Raw genomic sequence first — 26,897 nt, 5'->3', positions numbered from 1 at the left:
TTTATTTTCATAATTTGGATATAGCCTCTTTTCAGGTAGTTCTGTATCAGGTCGCTGCACTGGTTTATTAACCGACCATTTCAGAAACATGATCCCATGTAAAATAACCTTTTTCCAGTAGCTGTTCATAGTATTTCGTGGTTTCGCTACCTCCGTTATTTTAATTTTAGTATGATGTTGCTGAAAAATAAACTATACAAGGATTAAAATAAAACTTTATTTTATGAATAGGTCAGCGGATCCATTTGTAGCCCGTTCGCTCTGCTCCGGAAGATATCCGGTGCTTTTGACAAAAATGTTTTGCAGCCGGCGTATACACAAACACATGAAGTGCTTTTTGATGGTCGCCCAATATATAATTTGCTAACCGATCAACAATAACACACGGTTCTTTTGTCGCAATTTTTTTAATTGCTTTTTCTTCGGCTAAAAAGGGTGTTCCAGTTTCGGCATATCACTTTCAGAAACTGTTGTTGTGTACCCAAGATATAGAAGTCATGCAATAAGCCATTGGTTATTTCTTCCTCGCTGTCTGCAACCATATTCTTCTGCATAACCGCTTTCCTTAGCGGTCATGGTAATCAATTCTGAATTGTAATACGCAATTCCTAATTTATTAGCAATCCTTTTTCCAATTCCCCCATCATTTCCAAATTATCTCAAGATTGTAATAACAAGGTTTTGCTTTGAAATAGAAATATTCGGTTCTTCATTTTTACTGGTTTCGGGCAGAAACAAGAAAGTGAGTTTTTAAAATTTTAAAGTGAAAAGACCTATCATATTGTCGACAATCAGTGCGGCAATTACAGTACCCTGGCGGACGCTGGATAACTTGCCGAGCGCAACCAAGCAAAGAATCGTGGCAATTATTGTCATGCTACTATCTGAAAAGTAGTTGTATAGGTGCATTTATCTAATATGCTCTATTGCTATCAGTATTATGATATGTGTAATCATATCCAAAAGAAAGGTGAACAGTAAAATGTAATAGGGTGAAATATTTATGAAGCGAGAAGTTGAGAAGTACGATTTTAAGGCTTTCGGTCAAGCCATAAAAACTGCAAGAAAGGCAAAGGGAATATCGAGAAATCAATTAGCAGACCAAATGCACATTGCCCCTCGGTATATTGCTTCTATTGAGAACAGCGGACAACACCCAAGCCTACAAATCCTTTATGAGCTTGTCACTATTTTAGACATTTCGGTAGACCAATTTTTTTTTCCGAACATGGAAACAGACAAATCCACGCAGCGCAGACAGCTTGAAAGTCTGCTTGATGATATAAGCGAAAAGGGATTGCGGATCGTCACCGCCACGGCGAAAAAGGTAAAGGAGATCGAAACAGAGGACGCACAACTAAACAGGAATGCCCTGCGCGGTTCAACTCCTGCACCGCTTTCCGGATTGCGTCGATTTTCTCACGGTTGATAAGGGATAAGCCTTTTAGGGTATAGGCCCAATCCTCCGGCAAGGACAGCATTTGCGACAACAGCCCTTTTGCTTTTAGGGTAAAGTCACAGTTTCACAAGTGGTGATTTCTCATAAGCGGGGTTTTAGGCGTTTCACGCCAGCGGTCTCTAGGGTTCGAATCCCTAACTTTCCGCCACGAAGACCGTTTTACTAAACGAAAGTAAGGCGGTTTTTTTATTTATTTTAAGTAATAATAGCTTGTCATTTAATTCATCTACTTTTTGTTTGGGGAGTGGGGATGTGAATATTCTACTGGTTGAAGATGACTACATATGCCGTAACAATCTTAAAAAATTCTTATCAAGACTAGGTCATCATGTATTAGACTGTGCAAATGGGCAGGAAGCTTTAGAACTGTTTAGGCCGGCTAAATTTCACATGGTGCTTTCAGACATAAATATGCCTAAGATGACTGGTATGGAGTTGTTGCAAGAAATCTCATCAATGACAGAAGCAAGGGATGTGGATGTTGTTCTCTTTACGGGTAAAGGTAACATGAATTCAGTGATTAAAGCTTTACGATTGGGGGCATACGATTATCTGGTTAAGCCGATAAATTTCGAAGAATTAACCATTGTTATCGAAAGAGTGGCTGCACGTCGGGCCTTAATAAAAGAAAACAGATTTCTCTGCCAAAGATTTGAAGAAAATGTTAGAACTGCAACTGAGGAACCCAGGTTGGAACTAGCTCACCTTAGAATGGCTTTTGCCAGGGTAGTTGGTATGGACACATTCAACTTTTACTCAGATTCTATGAAAGAGATTTACATGCTGGCTTTAAAATATCATGCGGATCGTTCGATACCAATTTTAATTCAGGGGGAAACCGGAACAGGCAAGGAATTAATTGCGAAGATTATACACTACGGTAAATTTGATATGGGAGAACCTTTCATTGATATAAATTGCGCCACGCTATCTTCCAGTACCTTTGAAAGTGAATTATTTGGTTATGAAGGCGGTTCCTTTACAGGTGGACTGCCAACAGGAAAGAAAGGAAAATTTGATCTTGCCTCTGGCGGTACACTATTTTTAGATGAAATTGGGGAGATAACGGCGGATTTGCAGGCAAAATTATTGAGGGTGATCCAGGAGAGGTGTTTTTACCGTATGGGTGGCCTAAAAAAGATTAAATGTGATGCCAGAATTATTTGTGCCACCAATGTTGATATAGACAAGAAGGTAAAAGAAGGAACCTTTCGTCAAGATTTGTATTACCGTTTAAGTGTAGGTATGTTTGTTCTTCCTCCCTTAAGGGAACGTAAGAATGAAATACTGCCCTTAGCCAAAACATTTTTAAGGACTTTTTCCCATAAGAGGGGAAGGAAATTTATGGGGATTACTGATCAAGCGGCAAAGGTATTAATTTCATACAACTGGCCGGGGAATGTAAGGGAATTAAAAAACGTTATGGATAGAGTTACCTTTTTACATGATGATTATAAGTTAACGCCTGGACATCTGGAAACCCTTCAATATGAGCAAAGAGATGAGAGGGCCACCGATAGTTTAAGGCCAATTATTAATCCGGAAGGCTTCTCTTTGCCTGCTGAGGGATTGAATCTTAATCTTCTTATTAATAGAATTATTGATCAGGCACTCGAAATTCATGGTGGCAACAAAACTAAAGCCGCCCAATTTTTAGGTATGACTAGGCGTTCCTTACAGTATAGAGTTGAAGGAAAGTGAATGCTGAACGATTTTGTTCACGTATGTTAACGTATACGTAAATAATAATTGAAAAGTTAAACGGAATTTGAAAAACATGTGCAGTAAATGCGGAAAATTAGGGCAAAGATCATGAGAAAAGGGAAGCCTGTCAATGTTGGCAGGTTTTTTGCTTATTGCAATGGATAAGACGAAAAACTATTATTTAGATTGTTGATGTTGAAAAAATGATTTTGAGGTGACTTAGGTGAGTTCAGAACATTTTAATAATCAAATTATAGAATCACAGCTTGCTTGTCTGTATGCCATAAACCGTTTGGTTGATACGATTATGCATGGTGATAACCAGAAAAAACTTTTCGAAAATATAACAAATCTTATCAAAGATACACTTGGGGTAGACAGTGTACGAATTGTTTTTATAGACTTTAAACGTCCTCTGGCTAACATTATAAGAAATAAATTGCACAAAAATCTTTGGATCGAAAGTCACCTGGATATTCCCAGTGATAAATGGGCCAAGCTTTTTCATGGCTGGTTTAAGGTTAAAAGTTTTCTCTGGTATCCATTATATAAGAATATGGGTGGTTTTTATCTTTTAACACTCTATCAGATATCCCAACGTAGAACCTGGTCAAATGATGACTTAGTATTTCTGCACATCGTGGCGAAATGCCTGGAAATAGCTATTCATACAAGCAACCTGCAAAATAAGTATCAACAGACGGAAGAAGCATTAAGGGAAAAAGAAGCAAGCCTACGTCAAATAACGGATAATATGCCGGATATAATTTTTAAAATTAGTGCGGAAGGGATTATTCAATATGTAAACCCGGTTGTACAAGACATTCTTGGTTTTAGTCCCAGGGAAATGATTGGTAAATCTCTTTATCGTTTTATAAGCAGGGATGATAGCAAGTTAAGGATCTCCGAGAGGGTAAAACTAAATTCTGTCACAAAGGAGAGTTATCGCTATCAACACGCCAATGGGCATTACCTATGGTTAGACTCCGTAATCATGCCTATCATTAATGAAACGGGGAGGGGGTTCAAATGCATAATTATTGCCAGGGATATTACCGACCATCTACTTATTGAAGAACAATTACAATTTCTTTCTACCAATGATTCTTTAACCGGTATATATAATCGAAGCTTTATGGAAAAAGCATTAAAAAGAACGGTAGCCAAGGCAAAGAGGGGAAACAAAAGTGCATTATTGGTGATCGATGTGGATAACTTTAAGCTTGTTAATGACACATTTGCTCATGCTTTCGGCGATCGCGTACTAGTTTTTTTGGTTAGTCTATTGAAAAATTATATGCGGGAAGAGGATCTTTTGGCTAGGCTAAGTGGAGACGAGTTTGCTTTGCTGCTTGAGGGAAGTAGTCTTGAAGAAGCTAAACAGATTGCCGAAAAAATACGTGGGGATATTTATGATCAAGAGTTTTACCTAGACAAAGAAATTGCTATCAATCTTACCGTAAGTATTGGTGCGGTGTTAATAGATGGTAAATTAAGTTATCAAAAAGTTCTTTCTCTTGCAGGGATTGGCCTAAATACTGCCAAAAATACGGGACGCAACAAAGTTGTTTTTGTTGAATCGGATGAAGGGATCATTGCATCTTATACTGAGAAAAACCAAATCGTTTCTTTAATTAAAAATGCCCTAAGGGAGAATCGATTTATACTCTTTTTCCAGCCAATTATTAGAATTGCTAACGGGAGTGTAAATCATTACGAATCATTGATTCGTTTACAAGATCATAACGGAGAATTGATGTTGCCACATACATTCATTCCGGTGGCTGAGCAGTTTGGCTTGATGCCACAAATTGATCGCTGGGTTTTTGGAGCAGCTCTCCAATTTTTGCAGGCTAACCCTCATATAAAACTATTTATGAATATATCCGGGCAAAGTTTAGGGGATAAAGACCTATTGTTAGATATAACCAGGGGTATTTTAGAAAGCGGTATGAATCCCGCAAGGATTGGCTTTGAGATTACAGAGACAGCCGCGGTAAAGGATTTAGTACAAGCCGAATGCTGGATAAATCAACTCAAAGATGTTGGGTGTTCCTTTGCCTTAGATGATTTTGGCAGCGGGTTTTCCTCATTTTCTTATTTGCGATTTCTTCCTGTGGATTACCTAAAAATTGATGGCTCCTTTGTCAGAAATTTAGAAAAAGATCATGTCCTTCGGTCATTGGTACAGGCCATCAGCAGTGTTGCCAATAGCCTGGGCAAAGAAACCATTGCAGAGTTTGTAGAAAATGAAAGCATTCTAAAGATATTAGCTAATCTAGGCATAAGTTATGGGCAGGGCTATCATCTTGGCAAACCGGTTCCTTATATCGCTTAGTATTTTTTAATTAGTTGATATTTATAAAGGTTAAACATTAAGGAGGCAAAAATATGTCATTGCGGTTAAAAATTCTCGGCGGTTTTGTTTTTGTTATGGTTATTTTTACAGTTGCCGCTGGTATTGTTTCTTATAATATTGGAAAAATGCAGGAACAAGTTAATTATATCCCCCATGAGGTTGAAAGAAATAATCAGTTAAATACGATTAATCATCATGCTGTTGCTCAAACATCCGCCATACGGGGTTTCTTTTATTATAAGCAGGATAACTATGCGGAACAGTTTAGACAACTGGGTGAGGAAAACAAATCGATCATACAAAATATGATCGATACAGCCAGGCAGAAGGCCAATAAAGAAAAATTTATAAAGCTGATGGAGTACCAGGATAACTATAATACGCTGGTCCTGGACGAGATTATTCCACTCATTAAAGAGGGTAAAGAAAAAGAAGCCAACGAAATAATTTTAAATCAAGGGGTGCCATTGGCCAGCAGTTTTAATAAAGCTAGCACTGCTTATGCTGAAGAACGAAACAACAGCCTTTTAGAAATTGTTCAAAAAACGGATTTAGAAATAACTTCTATGCAAAGAATGTCCCTGATTTCCACCGTTTTGGCTTTGTTAGTGGGTTTATCGCTAGCCTTTTTTCTGGCCCGGTCCATTACACGACCGATTCAAAGGGTTGCAACAGAATCAATTAGGATTGCAGAGGGCGACTTAACCGGTGAACAAATTGATATTAAAACAAAGGATGAGGTCAGTCAGCTAGCAATGGCTTTTAATAAAATGTTGCATAATTTAAGGGAGTTGGTAATAGAGGTTCAAGAAAAATCTCAATTGGTGTCCTCATCCTCGATGCAACTTTCAGCAAGTTCCCAAAATGTTGCTGCTGGTGCACAGGAAACGGCAGCGACCGTTACGGAGGTGGCCAGTACAGTGGAACAGGTTACTTTAAATACACAGAAAATAGCAGTGAATTCCGACCACGCTACCAACTACGCCCATCAAGGGACGGAGGGTTTAAGTCAGATTAGTAAACAGATGGAGTTAATTGAAAAGTCTACTACAAGTAGCGGAGAAGACATTAATATGCTTAACAAATCTGCAGCTCAAATATCGCAAATTGTCGAATTGATTACACAAATTGCTGACCAAACCAATTTGTTAGCTTTAAACGCTGCCATAGAGGCAGCTAGGGCCGGGGACCTAGGGCGTGGCTTTGCCGTAGTGGCTGAAGAAGTAAGAAAACTTGCAGAACAGTCAGCAAATGCTGCCAAGGAAATACATCAGCTTATTACATCCATACAGCAGGAAACAAATAAAGCGGTGCAAAGTATGGCAGACAGTGTTATTCAGGTAAAGAAAGGGTCCACTGTGGTCTTGGAGGTTGGAACAACCTTTGAAAAAATTATTGCGGCGGTGCAAAACCTTTCAGAAGAGATACAGTCTGTAGCATCTGCCGCAGAACAGATGTCTGCGGGGGTACAAAACGTTGCTGCAAACACCGAAGAACAAACGACAACGGTAGAGGAAGTATCAACCACAAGCCAGAATCTCGCTAGGATGGCTGAGGAGCTCGAGCGTTTCACCAAACGCTTTAAAATAGTGTAGCAATCACCTAATTTGACGGAAAATTTCTCACTGTCAATGTCAAAGCCAACCACTGTTAATACTGTGGATAATAGGGAAAACCCCCATGCTATCTTCTTGTAGACAATGGGGGCGTATTCATTAACCAACTGTACTGCGTTGGCGTTCTGCAGCTAGGATTCTACCGATCATGCTTTCCCCAATTACATCACGGTTTCGTTGCTTAGCATCATAAAGGGCTTGGCTGCAAAAGGCGTGTCTGTTGTCATTACTTGAGTTAAGCAAGGGGACGTACCTTGGGGCGAAATTTTTCAGGACAGCCATCAGCAAATAACCGAAAATATTGAATATGAAAATGAATGTTGGTATGATTAGGAAAACCAAAAAGGGGTGCTTTATGGATTCTGAATTCAGTGATGTAAGGGGAAAATTTAATAATAATGCAAGCCAGTACGATAGTCAAAGGAAAAAGATTATTCCGTGCTTTGACGATTTTTATTCGATAGCAGTTTCTGTTGCTAAAACAAGTAATGAAAAACCGAATATCTTGGATATTGGTGCAGGAACAGGGTTATTATCCTTCTTTGCCTTAGAAAAATACCCCAATGCCAATTTAACTTTAATTGATATTTCGGAAAAAATGCTAGAACAAGCGAAAGAGAGGTTTAAGGGTAAACCTAAGGTAAATTATATAATTGGTGACTATTCCAAGTATAAATTTGATAAGAAATATGATGTGATTATCTCAGCGTTATCCATTCATCATTTAACGGAAGATGAGAAAAAGCAGTTATATAAAAGTATTTATTTAGCTCTAAATCAAAATGGCGTCTTTGTTAACGCTGACCAAGTCCTTGGAAGCACGCCATATCTTGAAACCTTGTATAAAGGAGATTGGAAAGACAAGGTTAAACGTAGTGGCTTATCAAAAGAGGAGTTGTCCTCGGCTTTTGAAAGGACTAACTTGGATAAAATGTCTACATTAGAAGACCAATTGAAATGGTTAAGGGAAATTGGTTTTTCAGATGTTGATTGCATTTACAAATATTTTAATTTTGTAGTACTGTTTGGAAGAAGAAATTAGTTTAATTTAAAATCCTCCAAACCTATTATTATATACTTGCCTATGAAGTAGTTTTTAAGAAATTCTTCCAAACTTTACGGGTTTGGAGGAATTTAGATTATATTTAGGCATATTTGAAGCCCCGTCAAAGCGCGGTTTTTATTTGGCGGGTATTTATTTATCCGGTGAACGCACTATAATAAAAAAAACGAAAAATGGAGCAAACGATGGAAAACTTACAGACGGGGGAAGGCGCAAAAGCCTCAGTCGGGCCTTTGTTAGAATGGTATAGGAAGAACCAGCGGGATTTGCCCTGGCGGCATACGACCGATCCTTATAAAATATGGATCTCCGAGATCATGCTGCAGCAAACGCGGGTGGATACGGTCATTCAGTATTACCGTCGCTTTCTGGAACGGTTCGGCACCCTCCGGGAGTTGGCCGGAGCCTCCGCACAGGACGTGCTGGCTGTGTGGAAAGGGCTGGGTTACTATTCCCGTGCGCTGAATCTTCAAAAGGCGGCTCAACAGGTGGTGGAACGATATGACGGGGTATTCCCCCGGGACTACGAAGTCCTTCGGCAGTTGCCCGGCATCGGGGATTATACTGCCGGGGCCATTGCCAGTATTGCCTTCAACCAGCCTTATCCTGCCGTGGACGGCAATGTGCTTCGGGTTATTTGCCGGTTGGAGGGAAGTGAAGATGATATTTCCCAGAGCCGGACGAAGAAAAGAGTCGCCGCCATTGTCTGTCCGATCATCCCCAAAGACCATGCGGGAGAATTCACGCAAGCAATGATGGAGTTGGGCGCCCTTGTATGCATCCCGTTAGCGCCCCTTTGTGGGCATTGCCCCGTGCAATCCTTCTGTGCTGCCTACAGGACCGGACGGCAAAACGAGCTGCCGGTCAAGAAAAAGAAGGAGGCTCCTCGGATCGTTCCTTGCTGGGTAGCCGTCTTGCGGGAAAACGGAAAAATATTTCTGGAATTCCGGAAAAATGATCGCCTGCTGGGACAGCTATGGGGATTGCCCATCGTTGAAAAGAAGGATTCTCGCTCCCCTGCACAATTGCTGGAGGAAAAATATGGGCTGCGGCTGAAAAATGCAAGGAAGCTCGGTTCAGCTTCCCATGTCTTTTCCCATCAAATCTGGAAAATGGACGTTTTTACCTTCTTACTGGCAGAACCCATGCCTCACAGCGATGTCCTGCATTGGGTGGAGGAAGAGGAACTGGAGCGCTATGCCGTCCCCACTGCCTTCCAGCGTGTTCTGAAGCTGCTGCATTCGGACAATGGATGGGAGCAGCTTGAAATCTCCCTGGAATAACGGCTGGATATACCGCACGGATCTTTCAACCGTTTAGGTATCCTTCCGGTCCGGAATGAATATAGAATGGAAGTCATTCGAGCGACTTCCGATAAATCGGTAGCCCGCCCCATTAAAGTCTTTAGTCCCCCGGGTTCCGTGATCCGGTTTCGCGTTAAAAAATGCCAGGTATCAAGGGATTCTCGCTGTTGAAAGTGAGGATCCCTTTTCGTTACACCAAATACAGGCCAGGGCGCGTGCAAAAGGACTTAAAGGTTGTTATGGTGGAATAATGAACCCGTTCTTTGCCAAAGAGGCGGATGAAGCGTATTTTCTCATCTTCTTTGGTTTGCATGGGTTTACCAGGGTAATTATTTACTACAACGATATTTGGATGAGGTGTTGAGCGGTTTAAGGTGCCTCGTTTTAATAGATATTTGATATGAATGTCTGCTTCCGGTATGGAGTAGCCGCAGAAGACAATATTTTTACATTCCCTAAGGGCATTCTCAGCCTTATCCCAGATTTGAACTAAATAAGGGTTGGACATAATTTTAAAAAAGGTTGGTGGGACAAGAATAGGTACAAAAAGGGCTTTGCAACTGTGGCATAATAATCGGTTTTTAAGATTTTTGCTAATTAGTAGGGTTACGCTTTTTTCTAAAGGGGTAATGCGTATTTTTTTACAAATAGGACAATACAGCCAGTTTAAGGAGCCGTGTATTTTAAATAATTTAATGGAATTATCAGGATTAGGCCTGTGCCAGTTGCCTGGCTCATTAAAATTAACAAAATCGATACCATAATCAAGATCGATTACGTCATGTAGTTTTGTTAAAGAGTTATCAATGAGAATATCATAATTTAATGAAATAAAAGAAGTGTTTCTTATTTTATTATTATTCACCATCTTTTCTACCAGTAACGTATGAAGTTTACTGAATTGCCCAAGGGTTCTCTGTAGCACTTCAGCGATTAAAAATATTAGTTCTTCAATAATCTGGTCCATGTGATGGTAGTTAGTTGTATTATATAGGTTTAAAAAGTATTCCTGACGTTGTTTAGCTAGCTCTAACATCCCCAGGGCTTCTTCAAAAGAAGGAAATAGGACTTCCTCTAAATCAACCGTGTTAAGGTTGATATGCCAAAAGTTATAAAAGTAGGATATTAAGTGTTTATTGATGGGTTCCCCATTTTTTCTTTTAAGCAAGAAATATTCCTTAAAAAGTTTAGCCTGAACGGGTGCACCTTCCGCCGCAGAGGCACCAGCGCCAAGAATAATAACATTGTCCACCAAATCCGTTCACCCCCTTGGCCCAAAAAGCTTCTAAAATTAACTACATTTTACATTGTATCAAATATTCCTGCCTGATAGATTAGTAACTGTTGGTGGCAACAAATAGCAACCGGGTGCTTGGGAGATTATTACTTTCCCAAAAGCTTGTTGATATTTTTTAAAACCGCTCCGGCCATATCCGTAAAATCAATGCCTGTATTATAAATAACCTGCTTTATTCCCGGGGTACCCAATATAGAAATAACCTTATCAAATCCGTCATTGTCTATATTTGCCATGGCATCTCGAAAGGCGGATATATTCTCCACATGTTGCTGTAGTGGTTTAACCAAGGAATTGTAATCCTTACCTTTGATGATGGCCCTGGCGGCATACACGCCACTGGCAATGGCAAAGGAGGCACCAACTCCTACTAAACGATCTGTAAAGCCAGCCGCACGACCGATCAGTAAGACGTTGTCCACCTGAAATTTTTTAACCTTTCCGATCGAGAACATGGGTGGTGTTATTTTATAAAAAAACTGCAAATGGGTTAGTTTTTCCTTTTCTAAAAAATCAGTAAAAAGGCTATCTATATTTGATTCCTCACAATTAAAATTATAAATTTTCACGATTGCTTGGGTGGAATTATAAGGGGTTAGCCGGGCATAGCCTGTACCAGCATATTCTGTATTAAAGTATAAAAAGGAATTGCCTGGGCTAAATTTACCCAGAGCCATCCCCCCATGCATATGAACCAATCCCTTTTGTTCCCATATACCAAGTTCTTTGGCCGTTGTTTCAATACCTGTAGCAACTACTACATAATCGTATTTTTTGGCTAACTCCTTATAATCTGCAGGACTGTTATAGTGTATGGGTGTTTTCTCTAATTTTCTTAGCAACTGGTTTTCAATTGAGTTTGGATCCTTGCCTCGAACGTAGTAATAGCCTAGATTACCCTCAACTTTAATTTCACTGTTTGGTGACTTTAAAGTAAAACTATTGGTTTTTGTAAGGGGTAAAAGATCAATACCAAATTTTTTGTATGTTACATTGCTTTGATCTCCCATATCTAAATCAAAAATATTTAAACTTACGGTAACCGATGGCCATATCCAACCAACGGTATTATCCCTTTCAAAAACATCTGGGATGATACCAAGTCTTTCACATTCAACCGCACAGGCAAGTCCGGCTGGTCCAGCTCCGATAATGGCAACTTTCATAAAAACCCCTCTTTACGGTAATTTTCTATAAGTATGGCTAGTATATCCCCAGGGTATCGTATTTTACCCACGTTACGAAAAGCACAAGAAAACCAATGAAGTGCCTTTTAATTGGCAAGACTATATTTAGACTGTCTACAATGAATCTAGTTTGATACAATAAGGCATTATTACTTTTAAAGGATGCGATAAGATGACTGCCAATTTTTTAACCCTTGGTATTAGTAATGAACTAAATGCAAAATTAAAAGCCAATGGCATACACAGGCCCACGGCAATTCAAGAACAAACGATACCCGTACTGCTGACTGGGAAGGACGTAATTGCTCAGGCCCAGACTGGTACAGGTAAGACCCTGGCCTTTGTATTACCCATTTTAGAACGAATAGAAGTAAAAAAACCTTATATTCAAGCTCTGATTATTACTCCTACCAGGGAACTAGCACTACAAATAACCACCGAAATAAAAAAGATAATAACAGGTAGCGATATTAATGTACTGGCCGCCTATGGTGGCCAAGATGTGGAGCAACAGGTCAGGAAGCTCAAGGGAAATATTCATTTGGTTGTTGCTACACCTGGGCGCCTGTTGGATCACTTGCGTCGTGGTACGGTTAGGCTTACCGGGGTGTCTATGTTGGTATTGGATGAAGCAGATCAGATGCTGCACCTGGGATTTTTGGAGGATGTTGAAAGAATAATTTTACAGACCTACGAGAAAAGGCAAACCATGCTTTTTTCTGCCACCATACCTCAACAGGTACGGGAATTATCTTTGCGTTATATGAAAAAACCGGTGGATATTCGTGTACAGGGTAAGAACATTACTCTGGATGAGATTAAACAAATTGTTGTGGAGACAACGGATCGGACAAAACAGGAGACCCTTAGCAATTTAATAAAGGTCTATCGTCCCTATCTAGCCATCATTTTTTGCCGGACCAAGCGAATTGCCAGTGCCCTGAATGAATACCTGATTGGGCAAGGTTTTAGCTCAGATGAATTACATGGTGACCTATCCCAAGCAAAACGGCAGCAAGTGATGAAACGATTTAGGGAAGCGGCATTGCAGCTTCTAGTGGCAACGGATGTGGCAGCACGGGGATTGGATATTGAAGGAGTTAGCCATGTTTTTAACTACAATATCCCCCACGATGTGGAGAGTTATATTCATCGCATAGGTAGAACTGGGCGTGCGGGTTGGACCGGCCTGGCGGTAACATTAATTACTCCCCGGGAACGTATGTATTTGCAGTTGATAGAAAAGGGTATTGGGAAATCCCTTGAAAAAAGAGATAGTAATGGGGAAAAGATACAGCGGCTCTCTGGTAATAATGCTGAAGGTAAAGAGAAAAAGATGGTAAAGGAACCCACCAGAGGAAAAAGGACCCCGGGGCTTTATGAAAAGGGAAAGCGGCCCCAAGGTAAAAAGAATTCTTTGACGGGGGACGGTCAAGGAAAAAATGGGAGAAATAGCATGGGTAAGACAGCTGGAAAAACAAGGGTTTCTCCTAATGGAACACGAGCTAGCAAAAACAATTTAGGCAAGCAGAGCAATCATACGATCGCTTCCAGGGGAAGAAAAGTGGGTAAGGTGTAAGGGAACGGTCCGCTCCATGGACTGGCCTAGGAATTAATTAAAATATTTCTAAGAAACGGTTAAAAAAGACAATAAGGGTGTATACTATAGATGTAATAAGATTAATAATTTTGGAGGTAACATCGTTGCAAACTGGCACAGTAAAATGGTTTAATGCAGAAAAAGGTTATGGTTTTATTGAAACACAAGAGGGTGGGGATGTATTTGTCCACTTTTCAGCCATCACCGGAGATGGATTTAAAACATTAGAAGAGGGACAGCGGGTTCAGTTTGAAGTGGTTCAGGGAAACCGGGGTCCACAAGCTGAAAATGTTGTTAAACTATAATGTAATAAAAAAACTGCCCTAAGGCAGTTTTTTTATTATAGCTTTTTTATTACTCAGAACCATTGTTTTACATAACATCACAATATTACACCTTTTCGTTTAATCGCCGTTGATTTACAATAAAATCAGACAAATGTCCTAAGCAAGAAGGATTTTCGGTTTAAATAAAGGAGATACCATTCTAGGAAAAAATATCTAGCAACTGGAACATTTTTGGCATCTGGCTCGTCTACCAAAATAGAAGGGGGGGATAATCCGTGAATTGCCAGGTTGTATCAGAATTATTATCACCGTACCTGGACGGAGCCCTTGATCCTGATGAACATGCCTTGGTTCAAAAGCACCTAGTTAGCTGTTCCACATGTAGCCATGAGTTGGCTGAATTAGAGGCATGTATGAATTTGTTACAGGAACTTCCTGAATTAACTCCACCGGCTGGTTTCCGAGCCGGTTTAATGGAAAAAATTGATAGATTGCCTTTGGCTGAACCAGCAAAACAAAAACGCTGGACGGATCATGTAAATGCCGTTACCCGTAAATCATGGTATAGAACAATGGCTGTGGCAGCAGTTATGGCTATGACCCTGGGATTAACGACGTTATGGGAAAATGAAGGCAACCAATTTATGCCAGTACCAAGTGATAATCAGGGAATTGTTGGACAAATTCAAAACAAACAGGATGTACAGCAACCCCAGGGTGGTCAGCCGACTAAACCGGCCAATGACAAAGTGGATAAGGTTAGTAATGAAACTGATCCTCCTGTTAAGGTTGAGGGGGATACCAGCAATCGTACCCAGGGAGTGAAGGAACCGCCTAAGCAGGCTGTAACGGTAAACCCGGTCAAAGTAGTAGAAAGTGAAAAGGACAGAAAGTTTGCCTCGGAAAATTATCAGCCTCAACAAAGTGCAGGAATGACTGCAAGATCCGTAGCTTTAAAATTGACAGCGGAAGACAGCAGTGCGGTACTTAAATCAATCCATAGCATTACGCAAAGCAACAATAGCTCCATTATAGTACCCTATAATGAAAGTAATGGCAAGTTGGCAATTAAGGTGCCGGCCCAAGCGTCCACGCAAGTGGAAAAACAATTAAAGTCACTGGGTCAGGTTATAACGGATATGCCATCGGAGAGAGATTTAAGCAATCAGCATCAACAGGCGGTTAGCGCACTGGAGCAGCTCCAGACTGAACAAGCAAGTCTGCAGCAGCAAGTGGAAGAACAGGCTGATGCCGAAGCAGAACAACAATTGGCAATGATAAACACGGCCATTAGCCAACAAATCAAACTAATTCAAAATTTAGAGCAACAGAGTAATTATTCTATAATAACCATTGCTATTGAATAACTTTTCCCACCAATTGGTGGGTTTTTTATTTTCAAATGGTTTTGTTATTTCAAATTACCTTTGCCTATACATGCTAATATTAACACGTAATAAATATTGCTATAGATTGAGTTTTTTACCGGTTGTAATATTTCCTTTCGTTATGTATACTAAGCAAGTGACAGTGATCAGGGGGTCGAACAAAAAATATTTGCATGTCTGCATTTGACTCTTGACTTGGGCAGTAGAAATTAATATAATCTAACATGTGGCAACAATTGAATAAACCGAATGGAGAGGTGGCCGAGTCCGGTCGAAGGCGCATGACTGGAAATCATGTAATGGGGTAACTCATTCGCGGGTTCGAATCCCGCCCTCTCCGCCATTAAATTGTATCGCTTTGACCGTGCTAGATGGGGAGGTAGCGGTGCCCTGCACCAGCAATCCGCTGTAGCTGGGTTGAATTCCTACTCGAGGGTATGATTTGTGAGGTCTGGTCATCGTAAGGGGCGTTGACGACCGGGTCTTGCGCAGCGTAGGCTCTCGAACCGTGTCAGGTCCTGACGGAAGCAGCACTAAGGGAACCCCTACGGGTGCCGCAAGGCAACCTGGTCTGAGCAACCTGCGGTGATACGCTCGGAAGTTATCACTCGACAGTAGGTGCACGGTCGCTAAATTTAAGCATGTAACTGCCTGTAAATATGGGCAGTTTTTATTTTTATAAAGGACAAGGAAATCCAGCTTTTGATGACTACATTAGAACTTGTCTGGGGAATTGGGACAAAAAACCGGTCCCCTGTCCCAAGTGGCAGGAATTTTAGATTAGTGGTAGATTTATTTAAGGATTCTATATATAATAGTTTGTAATTTAACTAACAAGCGAATATTTGGGGGTGTACAGATGGAAAATGTAATTAAGGTTATGCTAGAAGGAGAACAGCCCTATGAAATTTCCCAGGGTACACCGGTGGGTGAACTACTCGAGATGCGGTCAAAGGAAGAGGCTGTTCCGGTTGTGGCTGCCTATATTGACAATGAATTTGTGGATTTAAGAACACCAATCGTGAAAGATTGTAGTGTAAGATTTGTTGATTTAACAATGAGAGAGGGTATACGAGTTTATCGGCGCAGTGTGACATTGTTATTAATGAGGGCCATTTCTGAAGTGCTGCCAGGAAGCAGCGCGGTAATTCAGCATACCCTGGCGAATGGACGCTATGGAGAAATTAATCTTCATAGACCGCTAAAGGAAAAGGATATATCAAGAATTGAACGGCAAATGCGTTATATTATTGATGCAAACGAACCGATGCACTTAATTAAACTTAATAAGGACCAAGCAGAGCGTCTTTTTACAGAAATGGGCCAAACTGAAAAGATTAAGTTGCTAAGTTATGCTCCAAATGAAGAAATAGAGCTTTACTCCTGTGGGGAAGAATATTATGACATTTCCCATGGTCCTATGGTGCCATCCACCGGGTTTTTGAAATGTTTTAGGCTGCGCTTTTATTTGCCTGGGTTTATCTTAGAACTACCAAGTCTGGATAGCCCGATAGAGGTACCGCCCTATGTTGAACAGGGTAAGTTAGCAAATATTCACTATGAAGCTAAAAAGTGGGCAAATATAATTAAAGTCAACAATGTGGTTTCTTTAAATGATGTAGTCACCAAGGGTGACATTAATAACTTAATAAGGATATCAGAGGCTCTGCATGAGAAAAAGATTGCCGAAATTGCTGATAATATTAGTGACAACATTGACCGAATCCGCATCGTGTTAATTGCTGGTCCATCCTCGTCGGGCAAAACATCCTTTGCCCAAAGGTTATCTACCCAATTACAAGTCAACGGGATTGAACCAGTAGCTATTTCCTTGGATGATTATTTTGTTGATAGGGAAATGACACCCCTGGATAAAGATGGCAATCTTGATTTGGAAAGTATCTATGCCATTGATATTGCCTTATTCAATGATCACTTAATAAAACTTATTCAAGGAGAAGAAATAGAATTACCATACTTTAACTTTAAAACAGGCAAACGGGAGTATCATGGTAAACATCTAAGGTTAAGTCCGAGTGATTTACTGATAGTTGAAGGTATTCACGGCTTAAACGATATGTTAACCAGCTCTGTTCCAAAGAGCCGGAAATTTAAGATTTATGTCAGTGCCCTAACCCAGATTAATCTGGATAATGAAAACCGTACCGCCACCACGGATGTTCGCCTGTTACGTCGTATTACCCGGGACCAACGTTGCCGGGGGCGTTCTGCCAGAGAGACAATAGGCATGTGGCTCTCGGTAAACCGGGGTGAAGAAAAAAATATTTTCCCCTTCCAAGAGAGTGCCGATGTCATGTTTAATTCTGCCTTACCCTACGAATTGGCCGTTTTAAAAAATGTAGTGGAATCGCACCTAAGAGAAATCACCAAGGAAGACCAGGAGTATGCAGAGGCCCAAAGATTGCTTGATTTAATTGGCTATTTGGCTCCCCTGGGGATAGATGAAATTCCGTTAAATTCCATTGTGAGAGAATTTATTGGCGGTAGTTGTTTTGTTGGAACAGTAAGATAAATAGACACACCCTCAAGCTGCTTGAGGGTGTGTCATTTTTTTAGGTATAATATGATATGGAAATAACAGCTTAAAAAGGAAATAGGTATTAAAGGGCGAAACAATATGGAAGAATATAATGAGGTGTGTTTAGTTTGGCATATAAAGCATTATACCGAACCTGGCGACCACAATATTTTAGAGATATTGTAGGGCAGAGACATATCACTCGAACTTTACAAAATGCCCTACGGCAAGATAAAGTAGCCCATGCTTATCTTTTTTGCGGTCCCAGAGGAACTGGTAAAACCACAACAGCAAAGGTGTTGGCTAAAGCTTTAAACTGCCTAAATCCCAGCAGCGGGGAACCCTGTAATGACTGTGACAATTGTCTGGCTGTCAATGAGGGGAATTCTGTCGATGTGGTAGAAATTGATGCCGCTTCGAATAGGGGTATTGATGAAATTCGAGATTTAAGAGAAAAGGTTAAATTTGCACCTTCAACCGGGGTTAAAAAAGTATATATTATTGATGAAGTTCATATGCTTACAGATCAAGCCTTTAATGCCCTATTAAAGACCTTAGAAGAACCGCCAGCCCATGTTGTATTTGTACTGGCAACCACCGAAGCGCACAAGGTACCAGTAACGATTCTGTCCCGCTGTCAGCGTTTTGATTTTCGGCGCATTAAACCGGAGGAAATGGTAGAAAGATTACAAGAGGTTGCCCAGGGATCCCACATTGATGTAGAGGAAGCAGCCCTTCAGCTCATTGCTAAGGCTGCAGAAGGGGGATTGCGGGATGCCCTTAGTATCCTTGATCAAGGGGCGGCCTTTGCTGAAAAAACCGTTACCATCGAAGACATCCATAGCATCCTGGGCACGGTGCGGCAGGATATTTTAGTCAAGATGACAGGCTGTCTGGCAGCAGGAAATACAGCTGAGGCACTGGAATTAGTGGCGGAAATATCCGATCTGGGTAAAGATCTGAGGCTTTTTGCCCGTGAAATGACTTCCTACTTAAGGGGTTTATTGATAGAGGGTCAGATTAACAACAGCATCGGTAACGAAACCATTTTTAGTATTTTGAGTACTCTCGTTCAGGCAGAGCAAGAGATGAAATGGAGTTCGCAACCAGGTCTGGTTTTGGAATTGGCCCTGGTTAAAGCCTCCCGGCCAGAGATTGTTGCCTCTGTTGAGGGACTAACGCGCAGGATTAATGAATTGGAACGTCGCTTGGAACAAGGTGTGGTAGCCGCAATCCCTCCTGCCCCTGTAGATACACCCGTAAAGCCAATAAAGGCTGAACCGGTACAGAGGGTAGAACCGGCAGATAGCACAGTTACAGACCTGCCAGCTAAGACAAAGGATGCCGGGCAAGCGGTTAATGTAAATACAGATAAAATTCAAAAGGCCTGGCCTGCTTTGCTCAAGGGAATTAAAGAAGGGAAAAAAATGCCCCTTTGGTCTCTATTGAACAGCAACCAACCGGTCATGGATGTTCAGGGGAATACTTTAGTTATGTATTTCCTAGACGAATTTGACATGCGAACTGCCGATAAGCCAGAACACAGAAAGTATCTGGAGTGGTTGCTAGGTAAGCATTTCGGTGGACAGTGGGAGGTACGCTGTGTGCATGGAAAAAAGTCTCCAGCTAAGACGGATCTAAAACCAGAGGAGGATCCGATCTATACGGAGGCGGTACGTATTTTTGGCAAGGATATTGTATACTTAGAAAATGACCCCAGTTAGACCATTCGGGGTAGAACATAAAGGAGGAACTTGATAATTATGATGGGTGGAAATATGAACAAAATGATGAAGCAAGTACAGAAAATGCAACAGGACATGGCCAAAATGCAGGAGGAATTGGGAAACCGTACGGTGGAAACCAGTGCCGGCGGTGGTGCTGTTAAGGTTGTGGTTAGTGGCAAGCAAGAGATTGTCAGCATTACCTTAAAGCCAGAGGTAGTTGACCCAGATGATGTAGAAATGCTTCAGGATTTATTAATAACAGCCGTTAATGATGCCCTTCGTCAGTCCCAAGAAATGGTAGCCAAGGAAATGGGCAAATTGACGGGTGGCTTAAATATCCCCGGCTTGTTCTAGGTTTTAGCGAGGAGGGCTTCCCATGCTGTATTACTCTGGGCCAGTGGCCAGGTTGGTAGATGAATTTACCAAGCTTCCGGGTATCGGGCCAAAGACAGCCCAGAGACTGGCCTTTCATGTATTAAATGCATCGCCGGAGCTTGCACAGGGGCTGGCAAAAGCACTGGTCGAAGTCAGGCAGTCCATCAAGCGCTGTCAAATTTGTTGCAACCTTACGGATGAAGATCCCTGTTCCATCTGCAAGGATGCCACAAGGAACAATAAACTACTATGCGTAGTGGAAGAACCCAGGGATGTTATCGCCATGGAAAAGGCCCGGGGTTATCGGGGACAGTATCATGTCCTACATGGGGCAATTTCTCCGATGGAAGGTATTCGTCCAGAGGATTTAACCATCAAGGAACTATTAAAACGTATCCAGGGTGGTGACGTGCAGGAGGTTATTTTAGCTGCCAACTCGGATATAGAGGGGGAAACCACAGCCCTATACCTGGCCAGAATTTTAAAACCCCTGGGCGTTAAGGTAACAAGAATTGCCCATGGCATACCTGTGGGCTCAGACCTTGAATATGCCGATGCCATGACATTAAATAAGGCCTTGGAAGGCCGTGCTGAATTCGGCTAAAAGTTTCCTTATTTATATAGAAAAATTGTCATAAGACTTGTCTCAACCCCCTATATATAGCTAGGGGGTTTTCTTATGCGAATGGGTATTTTTATTGAGTCAAGCCATGGGCCATGGCTAAATATAAAGGAGGGGTTTGGTAATGGAATGGAAAACTGTACTTCTTAGCCTGATCGGGTTGTTTGGCTTGTACTTGTTTGGGACAATCTTTGCCCGACCACTTGTTATCGTTGGCAGATTAAGTTTATCATTGATCATTGGCGGGGTATTACTCTTTCTCGTAAACTTTGTTTGCAGTGGTTTAGGGATTCATATTGCTATCAACCCCTTTACACTTCTGACGGCGGGTATTTTGCAAGTGCCGGGAATTGTTCTCTTGGTGTTGGCTAATTATGTTGTGTTATAGCTAAGGTTAAATTGTGTAACAAATCATTGACTTATTAATTTCATGGGATTATACTGAAATATGTAATCGGGATAAGAATTATCCCGGTTCTTGTTATTTGTGGACCTATTAGGAATTTTCTGAAATGGGTAAGCTAAGCCCATTAACAAGGAATGGAGGTGGATTTGCCATCTCAGCGAGAATTGTTGAAGCTTACGTGGGCGAGTACGCCAGTGGCAAAAGCGAAGTGGCTGTTAACCGGGCATTGGAAATTGCCAGGGACGGTCGAAAGGTTAATTTAATTGATCTCGATATTGTGGAACCATGTTATACGCTAAGGCCGATCAAAAAAGAGCTGGAAGAAAGTGGCTTGTCGGTGGTTGCCTGGGAAACAAAAGATACGATTGGTCTAGGCGAAGCAGGAAATATTATTAAACCTGAAAGTAGATGGGCATTATATCGGGAAGGGGATGTGATACTGGATATCGGGTATGGTGTTGAAGGAGCAAAGACACTCAACCTGTTGGAAGGTGTGGATCAAACCCCGGAATTACAAGTTTATGTGGTCTTAAATACCAAAAGACCAATGACCTCAACGGTACAGGATATTATTGATTACATAAAAGAGCTAGGTCCTGTGCATGGTCTGATCAATAACACGCACTTGGGCGATGAAACAACGGCAGAGGTTGTACAAGAAGGAGCCCAGGTCATTGGCGAAGTTTCTAAAATTCTGGGAATCCCCGTGGTGGCTACCACCGCGGATCAGGAAGTAGCGAAAAAAATCGGCCCTGTGGACGGTATGGGTAATTTTGTGCGTCCACTGGTGCGGTATATGCCGCGAACTTTCTGGTAGGACAACCAGACCATCATACTATGTTTTTTAGTAAGATAAGTTCAATTAATTCAGGAGGTGTGGTATCTCTCATGTCCGAAAAACCCATTACCGGAGAAAAGCGGGCGTTTATGACTGGTAACGAGGTAGTTGCCTGGGCTTGTTTAGCCGCAGGTGCCGATATTATGTATGGCTATCCCATTACCCCTCAGAACGAAATTATGCACTACTGGACCCGTCAAATCCCCAAGTATGGCCGCAAATTCCTGCAAACCGAAGACGAATTGTCTGCCGGTTTTACCACAGTGGGTGGTGTGTTAGCTGGCCTCAAGGCCTTTACAGCTACCGCTGGACCTGGTAACACATTAATGCAGGAACCACTTTCCATGGCTGAAATGATGAGACTCCCAACCGTAACCATCGTTCAGCAGCGTGGTGGCCCATCCACTGCCACCGTTATTTACTCCCAACAAGAAGTTACTTTGACAACCCAGGGTGGTAACGGCGAAGGAATGCGTATTGTATATTCCCCCAGTAACCACCAAGAATTGTTTGACTATACAATTAAAGCTTTTAATACAGCCTGGAAATATCGCTTCCCCACCTTCGTACTAGGCGACGGTTATCAAGCCAAACTGCGTGAATCCGTAACCCTGTATGATCCTGCGGAAAGAGGCATCGAAAGGGTACCCTCTGAAAAATATGTTGGTAAACCTGGTACTCCCGGTGTGGACCGTGATCCTGGTCATTACCGCAATACCTACAATACCGAGGAAGAACTCTATGAAGTATTGCAACAGCACTTTGCCGATTTTGAAAAAATGAGTCCAGAAGTAGTTGAATATGCTCAAGAGAATGTAGAAGATGCCGATCTAGTCATCGTTGCTCACGGTGTTGTTTTCCGCGGTGTACGTGATGCCGTAAAAGAATTACGGGATGCCGGTTACAAGGTAGGATTTTTCCGTCCCATAACCCTCCGTCCCTTCCCGGCGGAAGAGCTCAAAGCCCTGGCCAATAAAACGCCAAAACTATTAATTGCCGAATCAGCCCAAGGTCAGTTGGCGAAACTGGTTAAGGATGCCATTTATGGTGCAACTGCTGAAATTGTACCGATGTTCCGTCCCGGTGTAGGTATCACCACAGAACAAATCGTGGCAAGAGCGAAAGAGGTACTCTAAGATTTTCGAAACTAAGGAGGGAGGTTCCAACATGTCTGTGTCTCCACAACCTGCCATGCCTAAAAGCTGGCGTGTAGAAACGAAACCCCATAAATTTTGCCCCGGTTGCGGCCACGGCCTGGTACTGAAGTGCTTAGGCGAAGCCATTGATGAACTGGGTATTCAAGATAGAGTAGTATTTGGTTGTGATATCGGATGCTCCTTACTGTCCTGGGATTTCTTTAACTGTGACAGTGTACAAACCCACCATGGTCGTACCACACCGGTAATGACTGGGATTAAGCGTGCCAACCCCGACCTAATCACCATCGCTTATATGGGTGACGGTGGCGGTTATGCCATTGGGATCGGCGGTATTGTCAATGCTGCTGCCCGTAATGAGAAGGTAACGGTACTGCTGGCTAACAACACCGTTTATGCGATGACCGGTGGTCAGATGTCTCCCTGTACGATGCCTGGACAAAAGGTAGAAACTGCTCCTTACGGTCGTGACCCCGAGGCAACGGGTATGCCAACCCAAGGTCCGGAAATGCTGGCTGCTATCACTGGCGACGGTGCCTATGTGGCCCGTGGCACCACCTCTAACCTGAGGCAGTTAAAGGGTTACATTAAGAAAGCACTGCAAAACCAAATGGAAGGCAACGGTTTCTCCTTTGTGGAAGCTTTGGCTGGCTGCCCCACCAACTGGCGCACCAATGCGGAGAAGACCTGGGCCTTTATTGAAAAAGAAATGCCTCAATACTACAAAGTAGGGGAAAAGAAAAACCCCTTTGAGGCTAAAAAGGAGGCTCAGCAGAATGGCTAAAGCTGTAAAAATCTGCTTGGCCGGTGAAGGTGGCCAGGGTGTTCAATCTGTGGCAGAAATTCTTGCTGCTGCTGCCAACGCAGAGGGTCGTGAAGCCCTTTATATCCCCAACTTTGGTGTAGAGCAGCGCGGTGGTGTATCAATCGCCTATCTGCAAATTGCTGATAATGCCATTGGTGCCCCTAAGTTTGATAAGGCAGATATTTTAGTTGCCCTGAGTGATCGCGCTGTGCGCCGTTGCCACCAATATGTTGATGCCAATACGGTTTATGTATATGACACCAGCATTGAGGGAGTAGAAGAAGATCTGCCCAAGGAGGGAGAAGCTAAGAAGGTATTAGCCATTCCCGCCTTAGAAATTTCTAAAAACGAGCTACATCCTAGGGTATTTAACATTTTGATCATGGGTGCAGTTATTGGTGCCACCGGCGTTATCCCTGTGGAAGCCGCCAAATCTGCCATTGAGAAGAAACTGGGTTACAAATTTGAACAGAATCCTAAGCTGCGTGAGTTGAACTTTACAGCCATCGATCGCGGCATGGAACTGATGAAATAGGGGGGAAAATCATGGAATTCAAAGGTCGTACCCTGGAACTCACCAAAGGTGACTGGACCCTTTACCCCGGTCTGTGTAAGGGCTGTGGTCTGTGCATCCAGAAGTGCCCCAAGAAGTGCATTTCCTGGTCAAAGGTGCTGGGTGTATATGGTACCCCCTCCGTGGAGTCCAGTGACGAATGCATTGCCTGTGGCATCTGCCAGATGGTTTGCCCCGATACAGCTATCCGTGTGGATAAGAGGAAAAAACAAGCGTAAATGCCAGCTGTTAAGCTAGCTTCAAGAAGATAAAGTAAAAGAGACACGCCCATTTTGGTGGGAGTGTCTCTTTTTTTAGCTATCCGCTCTTTTGGCTGGGGTATGACTAAAGGAGAGCGGATGTAAATGCATCACAGATGGCGGATCATGGCCTTCGGCCACTGCCCGGGATCAATATTTTTAACCCAGCCGCCAGCCATAGTAGTAATGGTATGCCGTATTCAATGGGAGTAGAATATATCGGGCCATAGAGTTGATTGTAATTTTGATGCTCCCCGACTCCCTCGAATAGGACGATGGTAATTCCTATAATCAAAGCACCTCCAGGGAGGACAAGGGGCCTGTAATCATCGATACCAGTCCAATGGGCAAAGCCAACGATAAAAGCATAATAGCAAATGAAAAACTTTACGATGGTAAAGATAAACCAAGTTAGAGAAAAGGGAATTAACAATAAATTGCTGCTGGGAATAGCATTTAGCACAGACACAATAGCCATAATTGAATGGGAGGCCCGAGCTACTCCTAAAACAGTTATTACTTGTATAAAAACGGTAATGCCGATAATGGCTGCAATAATTTGGCCCTGGATAAGTGAAATAATAACTTGCTTGGCACCTTTAATATTAAAAATTAGCATACCAAAAAGTATAAACTCTCCCACAGGAAAGGAGGACAGGATAAAACAGGCTGTCACAATGCCGCTCCAATCATTATTTCCTAATATAGGCAGCATGTTTTGAAAATCTCCGTAGGGCAGGGTAAAAAATAATAACAAGCCGCTGATTAAACAAGCTAAAAATACCAACAAAGCCAAAGATCTACTAATGGTTTCCAGGCCCATTACGATGCCAAAGGCGCTTACCCCAACAACTAATAAATAAATGACTGTCGTAGGGGTTTGTGCAAGCATGGTTATATTGATAAAGATACCCATATCACGCAATACCAGAGTACTTGAATGGAGGGCATACCAGATAAAAAGGAGTCCTATCAGTTTCCCCGGTAGACCCAGAATGGAGACACTGTACTGCACCAAGGACTGACCGGGATACCATTTATTAAGGGATGACAGCATCGACACTAAGACGATACCTGGAATAAATGCCAGTGCTATGCTTATTAGAGCAGCCTGTTGAGCGTGTTGTATTAAGATGGTCGGTATTAATAGTACGGATGTCCCAACCCCAAAACCAGCAAGCAACAGCATGCATTGTTGGGGGGATATATATTCCTTATCCATTGTCAACTCCTGGTATTAAGAGTTATTTGACCTTATCATTCTTGTTTCATCTCAGCTTACGCTTAATTACTGCCGCCACCCAAAGCAGCAAAGGAATGCCAAACACAATCGGTAGGGCATAGATCGGATAAATGGAGGACCTAAAGGCGGCAGCCTGTACGGGGTTATCAAAAATATAGATGCCAAGTGCAATAAAAAGAGGACCAGAAGGGAGAATCAGTGGCCTGTAGTCAGAAAGCTTAAACCAGTGGGAAACTCCGGTAACAAAGGCATAATAACAAAAAATAAATTGGCAAAGGGAAAAGACAAACCAATTCAGAGTAAAAAAGGGTAAAAATACACTGGTTCCAGGGATCGTATTAGCGACGGCCACAAGGGTATAGATATTTTCGGAAGCACGGTCCGGTCCAAGAAGGATAATTGCCCTTGTTATGACTAAAAACAACAGGAATAGGGCAAAGATTAACCCCAGGGACAGTTTTCCAACCATCCCCTGGCTGTGCTTGACTTGGCAGATGATCATACTAAAAATAATAAGCACTTCTCCCACTGGAAAGGCTGTAAAAATTAAGCCGCTGTGGATAACCGGTAATGGGCCATGACTAAGAATCGGTAATATATTGCTATAATCCGCATTGGACATGGAAAATACTTGTACAATAAGAGTCAGGATGATGGTGATAAAAATTATTAAATTAAATGCCCGGGCCATCACCTCAAGACCCAGTTTGATACCGTAGGCACAGAGAAGCGTAGTAAAAAAATAAATAACCAGTTGGGGTGTTTCAAAAAGTATAACGTTCGTAACGAACCCCACAATACCCCGTAAATTGAGAGCGCCTAATAATAAAAGGAACCAGAGTATAATGAGACCCAGGAAGTATCCAGGCAATCCCAGTATGGCGGTGCTATATTGTATCAGGGATTGGCCGGGGTACATCTTATTAAGGGAAACTAAAAGGACAATCAATAACAGACCGGGAAATGCACCCAGCCAAGGGGCTAACCAGGCATCCTGTTTAGCGATAGTAATGACAAAGGACGGAACCAACATTAGGGAAATGCCAACGATAGAGCCAATTAGCAAGAATGTACACTGTTTGCCGGAAATATACTCTTTATCCAAAGA

Annotated in this window: 25 protein-coding genes, 1 tRNA gene, 1 other RNA gene and 2 pseudogenes; 21 read left to right on the top strand and 8 right to left on the bottom strand. The window is 42.1% G+C overall.

The features are described from left to right. Positions 1-232: 232 nt before the first annotated feature. Together AC1U9Z_RS10920 and AC1U9Z_RS10915 are read right to left on the bottom strand one after the other, a co-directional pair. A pseudogene (locus AC1U9Z_RS10920) lies at positions 233-421 on the bottom strand (cytidylate kinase family protein); the annotation flags it as partial. 329 nt (positions 422-750) lie between these two features. Further along, entirely contained in the window at positions 751-909 is a 159-nt protein-coding gene (locus AC1U9Z_RS10915) for a DUF6198 family protein (protein ID WP_479957421.1), read from the bottom strand. Positions 910-1,003: 94 nt separating this feature from the next. On the opposite strand from AC1U9Z_RS10915, the gene AC1U9Z_RS10910 reads away from it, so the two are divergent. Then, positions 1,004-1,429 carry a helix-turn-helix transcriptional regulator gene (locus AC1U9Z_RS10910; RefSeq protein WP_333530040.1) on the top strand — a complete coding sequence of 142 codons (426 nt, stop codon included), beginning with the start codon at positions 1,004-1,006 and terminating at the stop codon, positions 1,427-1,429. On the opposite strand, the pseudogene AC1U9Z_RS10905 reads toward AC1U9Z_RS10910, so the two are convergent. Beyond that, positions 1,368-1,544 (bottom strand): annotated as a pseudogene (locus tag AC1U9Z_RS10905) (helix-turn-helix domain-containing protein); the annotation flags it as partial. The gene AC1U9Z_RS10910 and the pseudogene AC1U9Z_RS10905 sit on opposite strands and share 62 nt — an antisense overlap. Before the next feature lie 167 nt (positions 1,545-1,711). Between AC1U9Z_RS10905 and AC1U9Z_RS10900 the strand changes: the two are divergent. The 3 genes from AC1U9Z_RS10900 (at position 1,712) to AC1U9Z_RS10890 (ending at position 7,117) form a co-directional block, all read left to right on the top strand. Further along, complete coding sequence (locus AC1U9Z_RS10900) at positions 1,712-3,160, top strand: sigma-54-dependent transcriptional regulator (RefSeq protein WP_333530038.1); 1,449 nt, start codon at positions 1,712-1,714, stop codon at positions 3,158-3,160. Between the two features lie 226 nt (positions 3,161-3,386). Further along, entirely contained in the window at positions 3,387-5,501 is a 2,115-nt protein-coding gene (locus AC1U9Z_RS10895; RefSeq protein WP_333530037.1) for a putative bifunctional diguanylate cyclase/phosphodiesterase, read from the top strand. A gap of 53 nt (positions 5,502-5,554) precedes the next feature. Continuing rightward, positions 5,555-7,117 (top strand): methyl-accepting chemotaxis protein, encoded by a 1,563-nt coding sequence (locus AC1U9Z_RS10890; protein ID WP_479957420.1) that lies wholly within the window; start codon positions 5,555-5,557, stop codon positions 7,115-7,117. Positions 7,118-7,237: 120 nt separating this feature from the next. Here AC1U9Z_RS10890 and AC1U9Z_RS10885 read toward each other — a convergent pair whose 3' ends face one another. After that, on the bottom strand, positions 7,238-7,381 hold the full coding sequence (locus AC1U9Z_RS10885) for a hypothetical protein (RefSeq protein WP_479957419.1): 144 nt from the start codon (positions 7,379-7,381) through the stop codon (positions 7,238-7,240). A 112-nt stretch (positions 7,382-7,493) separates the two neighbouring features. Between AC1U9Z_RS10885 and AC1U9Z_RS10880 the strand changes: the two genes are divergently transcribed. Continuing rightward, positions 7,494-8,180, top strand: a complete 687-nt coding sequence (locus AC1U9Z_RS10880) for a class I SAM-dependent methyltransferase (protein WP_479957418.1) — start codon at positions 7,494-7,496, stop codon at positions 8,178-8,180. A gap of 206 nt (positions 8,181-8,386) precedes the next feature. Next, entirely contained in the window at positions 8,387-9,484 is a 1,098-nt protein-coding gene (gene mutY, locus AC1U9Z_RS10875; protein ID WP_479957417.1) for an A/G-specific adenine glycosylase, read from the top strand. Positions 9,485-9,695: 211 nt separating this feature from the next. Here the strand turns inward: mutY and AC1U9Z_RS10870 are convergent, their stop codons facing one another. Both AC1U9Z_RS10870 and AC1U9Z_RS10865 read right to left on the bottom strand, forming a co-directional pair. Then, entirely contained in the window at positions 9,696-10,757 is a 1,062-nt protein-coding gene (locus AC1U9Z_RS10870; protein ID WP_333530127.1) for an SIR2 family protein, read from the bottom strand. Positions 10,758-10,888: 131 nt separating this feature from the next. Beyond that, a complete protein-coding gene (locus tag AC1U9Z_RS10865) occupies positions 10,889-11,968 on the bottom strand; it encodes an NAD(P)/FAD-dependent oxidoreductase (RefSeq protein WP_479957416.1) in 1,080 nt (359 codons plus the stop codon). A 193-nt stretch (positions 11,969-12,161) separates the two neighbouring features. On the opposite strand from AC1U9Z_RS10865, the gene AC1U9Z_RS10860 reads away from it, so the two are divergent. The 15 genes from AC1U9Z_RS10860 to AC1U9Z_RS10790 all read left to right on the top strand — a co-directional run bounded on the left by AC1U9Z_RS10860 (position 12,162) and on the right by AC1U9Z_RS10790 (position 24,525). Next, the gene (locus tag AC1U9Z_RS10860) at positions 12,162-13,568 is read left to right on the top strand and encodes a DEAD/DEAH box helicase (protein ID WP_479957415.1); all 1,407 of its coding nucleotides are present in this window, start codon (positions 12,162-12,164) and stop codon (positions 13,566-13,568) included. Between the two features lie 125 nt (positions 13,569-13,693). Continuing rightward, positions 13,694-13,894 carry a cold-shock protein gene (locus AC1U9Z_RS10855; protein ID WP_333530030.1) on the top strand — a complete coding sequence of 67 codons (201 nt, stop codon included), beginning with the start codon at positions 13,694-13,696 and terminating at the stop codon, positions 13,892-13,894. 257 nt (positions 13,895-14,151) lie between these two features. Further along, the gene (locus AC1U9Z_RS10850) at positions 14,152-15,243 is read left to right on the top strand and encodes a zf-HC2 domain-containing protein (protein WP_333530029.1); all 1,092 of its coding nucleotides are present in this window, start codon (positions 14,152-14,154) and stop codon (positions 15,241-15,243) included. Between the two features lie 272 nt (positions 15,244-15,515). Then, positions 15,516-15,607: transfer RNA gene (locus AC1U9Z_RS10845), tRNA-Ser, on the top strand. 19 nt (positions 15,608-15,626) lie between these two features. Further along, an RNA gene (gene ffs / locus AC1U9Z_RS10840) (signal recognition particle sRNA large type) lies at positions 15,627-15,890 on the top strand. Positions 15,891-16,123: 233 nt separating this feature from the next. Beyond that, positions 16,124-17,797, top strand: coding sequence for a nucleoside kinase (locus AC1U9Z_RS10835; RefSeq protein WP_333530028.1), 1,674 nt, complete (start codon positions 16,124-16,126; stop codon positions 17,795-17,797). A 134-nt stretch (positions 17,798-17,931) separates the two neighbouring features. After that, positions 17,932-19,527, top strand: a complete 1,596-nt coding sequence (gene dnaX, locus AC1U9Z_RS10830; protein WP_479957414.1) for a DNA polymerase III subunit gamma/tau — start codon at positions 17,932-17,934, stop codon at positions 19,525-19,527. Between the two features lie 39 nt (positions 19,528-19,566). Then, a complete protein-coding gene (locus AC1U9Z_RS10825; RefSeq protein ID WP_333530026.1) occupies positions 19,567-19,884 on the top strand; it encodes a YbaB/EbfC family nucleoid-associated protein in 318 nt (105 codons plus the stop codon). Between the two features lie 22 nt (positions 19,885-19,906). Next, positions 19,907-20,509 carry a recombination mediator RecR gene (gene recR, locus AC1U9Z_RS10820; RefSeq protein ID WP_333530025.1) on the top strand — a complete coding sequence of 201 codons (603 nt, stop codon included), beginning with the start codon at positions 19,907-19,909 and terminating at the stop codon, positions 20,507-20,509. A gap of 142 nt (positions 20,510-20,651) precedes the next feature. Then, a complete protein-coding gene (locus AC1U9Z_RS10815; RefSeq protein WP_333530024.1) occupies positions 20,652-20,915 on the top strand; it encodes a pro-sigmaK processing inhibitor BofA family protein in 264 nt (87 codons plus the stop codon). Between the two features lie 124 nt (positions 20,916-21,039). Further along, entirely contained in the window at positions 21,040-21,750 is a 711-nt protein-coding gene (locus AC1U9Z_RS10810) for a P-loop NTPase family protein (protein WP_333530023.1), read from the top strand. Between the two features lie 71 nt (positions 21,751-21,821). Beyond that, the gene (locus tag AC1U9Z_RS10805; RefSeq protein WP_333530022.1) at positions 21,822-22,907 is read left to right on the top strand and encodes a transketolase C-terminal domain-containing protein; all 1,086 of its coding nucleotides are present in this window, start codon (positions 21,822-21,824) and stop codon (positions 22,905-22,907) included. A gap of 31 nt (positions 22,908-22,938) precedes the next feature. Beyond that, positions 22,939-23,712 (top strand): thiamine pyrophosphate-dependent enzyme, encoded by a 774-nt coding sequence (locus tag AC1U9Z_RS10800; RefSeq protein ID WP_333530020.1) that lies wholly within the window; start codon positions 22,939-22,941, stop codon positions 23,710-23,712. After that, a complete protein-coding gene (locus AC1U9Z_RS10795) occupies positions 23,705-24,268 on the top strand; it encodes a 2-oxoacid:acceptor oxidoreductase family protein (protein WP_333530019.1) in 564 nt (187 codons plus the stop codon). The genes AC1U9Z_RS10800 and AC1U9Z_RS10795 overlap by 8 nt, the downstream gene beginning before the upstream one ends. 11 nt (positions 24,269-24,279) lie before the next feature. Then, entirely contained in the window at positions 24,280-24,525 is a 246-nt protein-coding gene (locus tag AC1U9Z_RS10790; protein ID WP_333530018.1) for a 4Fe-4S dicluster domain-containing protein, read from the top strand. A 145-nt stretch (positions 24,526-24,670) separates the two neighbouring features. On the opposite strand, the gene AC1U9Z_RS10785 is transcribed toward AC1U9Z_RS10790, so the two are convergent. Both AC1U9Z_RS10785 and AC1U9Z_RS10780 read right to left on the bottom strand, forming a co-directional pair. Continuing rightward, positions 24,671-25,768 (bottom strand): GerAB/ArcD/ProY family transporter, encoded by a 1,098-nt coding sequence (locus AC1U9Z_RS10785; protein ID WP_333530017.1) that lies wholly within the window; start codon positions 25,766-25,768, stop codon positions 24,671-24,673. A 46-nt stretch (positions 25,769-25,814) separates the two neighbouring features. Beyond that, a complete protein-coding gene (locus tag AC1U9Z_RS10780; RefSeq protein WP_333530016.1) occupies positions 25,815-26,894 on the bottom strand; it encodes a GerAB/ArcD/ProY family transporter in 1,080 nt (359 codons plus the stop codon). Positions 26,895-26,897: the final 3 nt, after the last annotated feature.

This window comes from Desulfotomaculum sp. (assembly GCF_982386235.1).
Note: the sequence above shows the minus strand (reverse complement) of the source record. Positions and strands in the feature narration are given on the sequence as shown.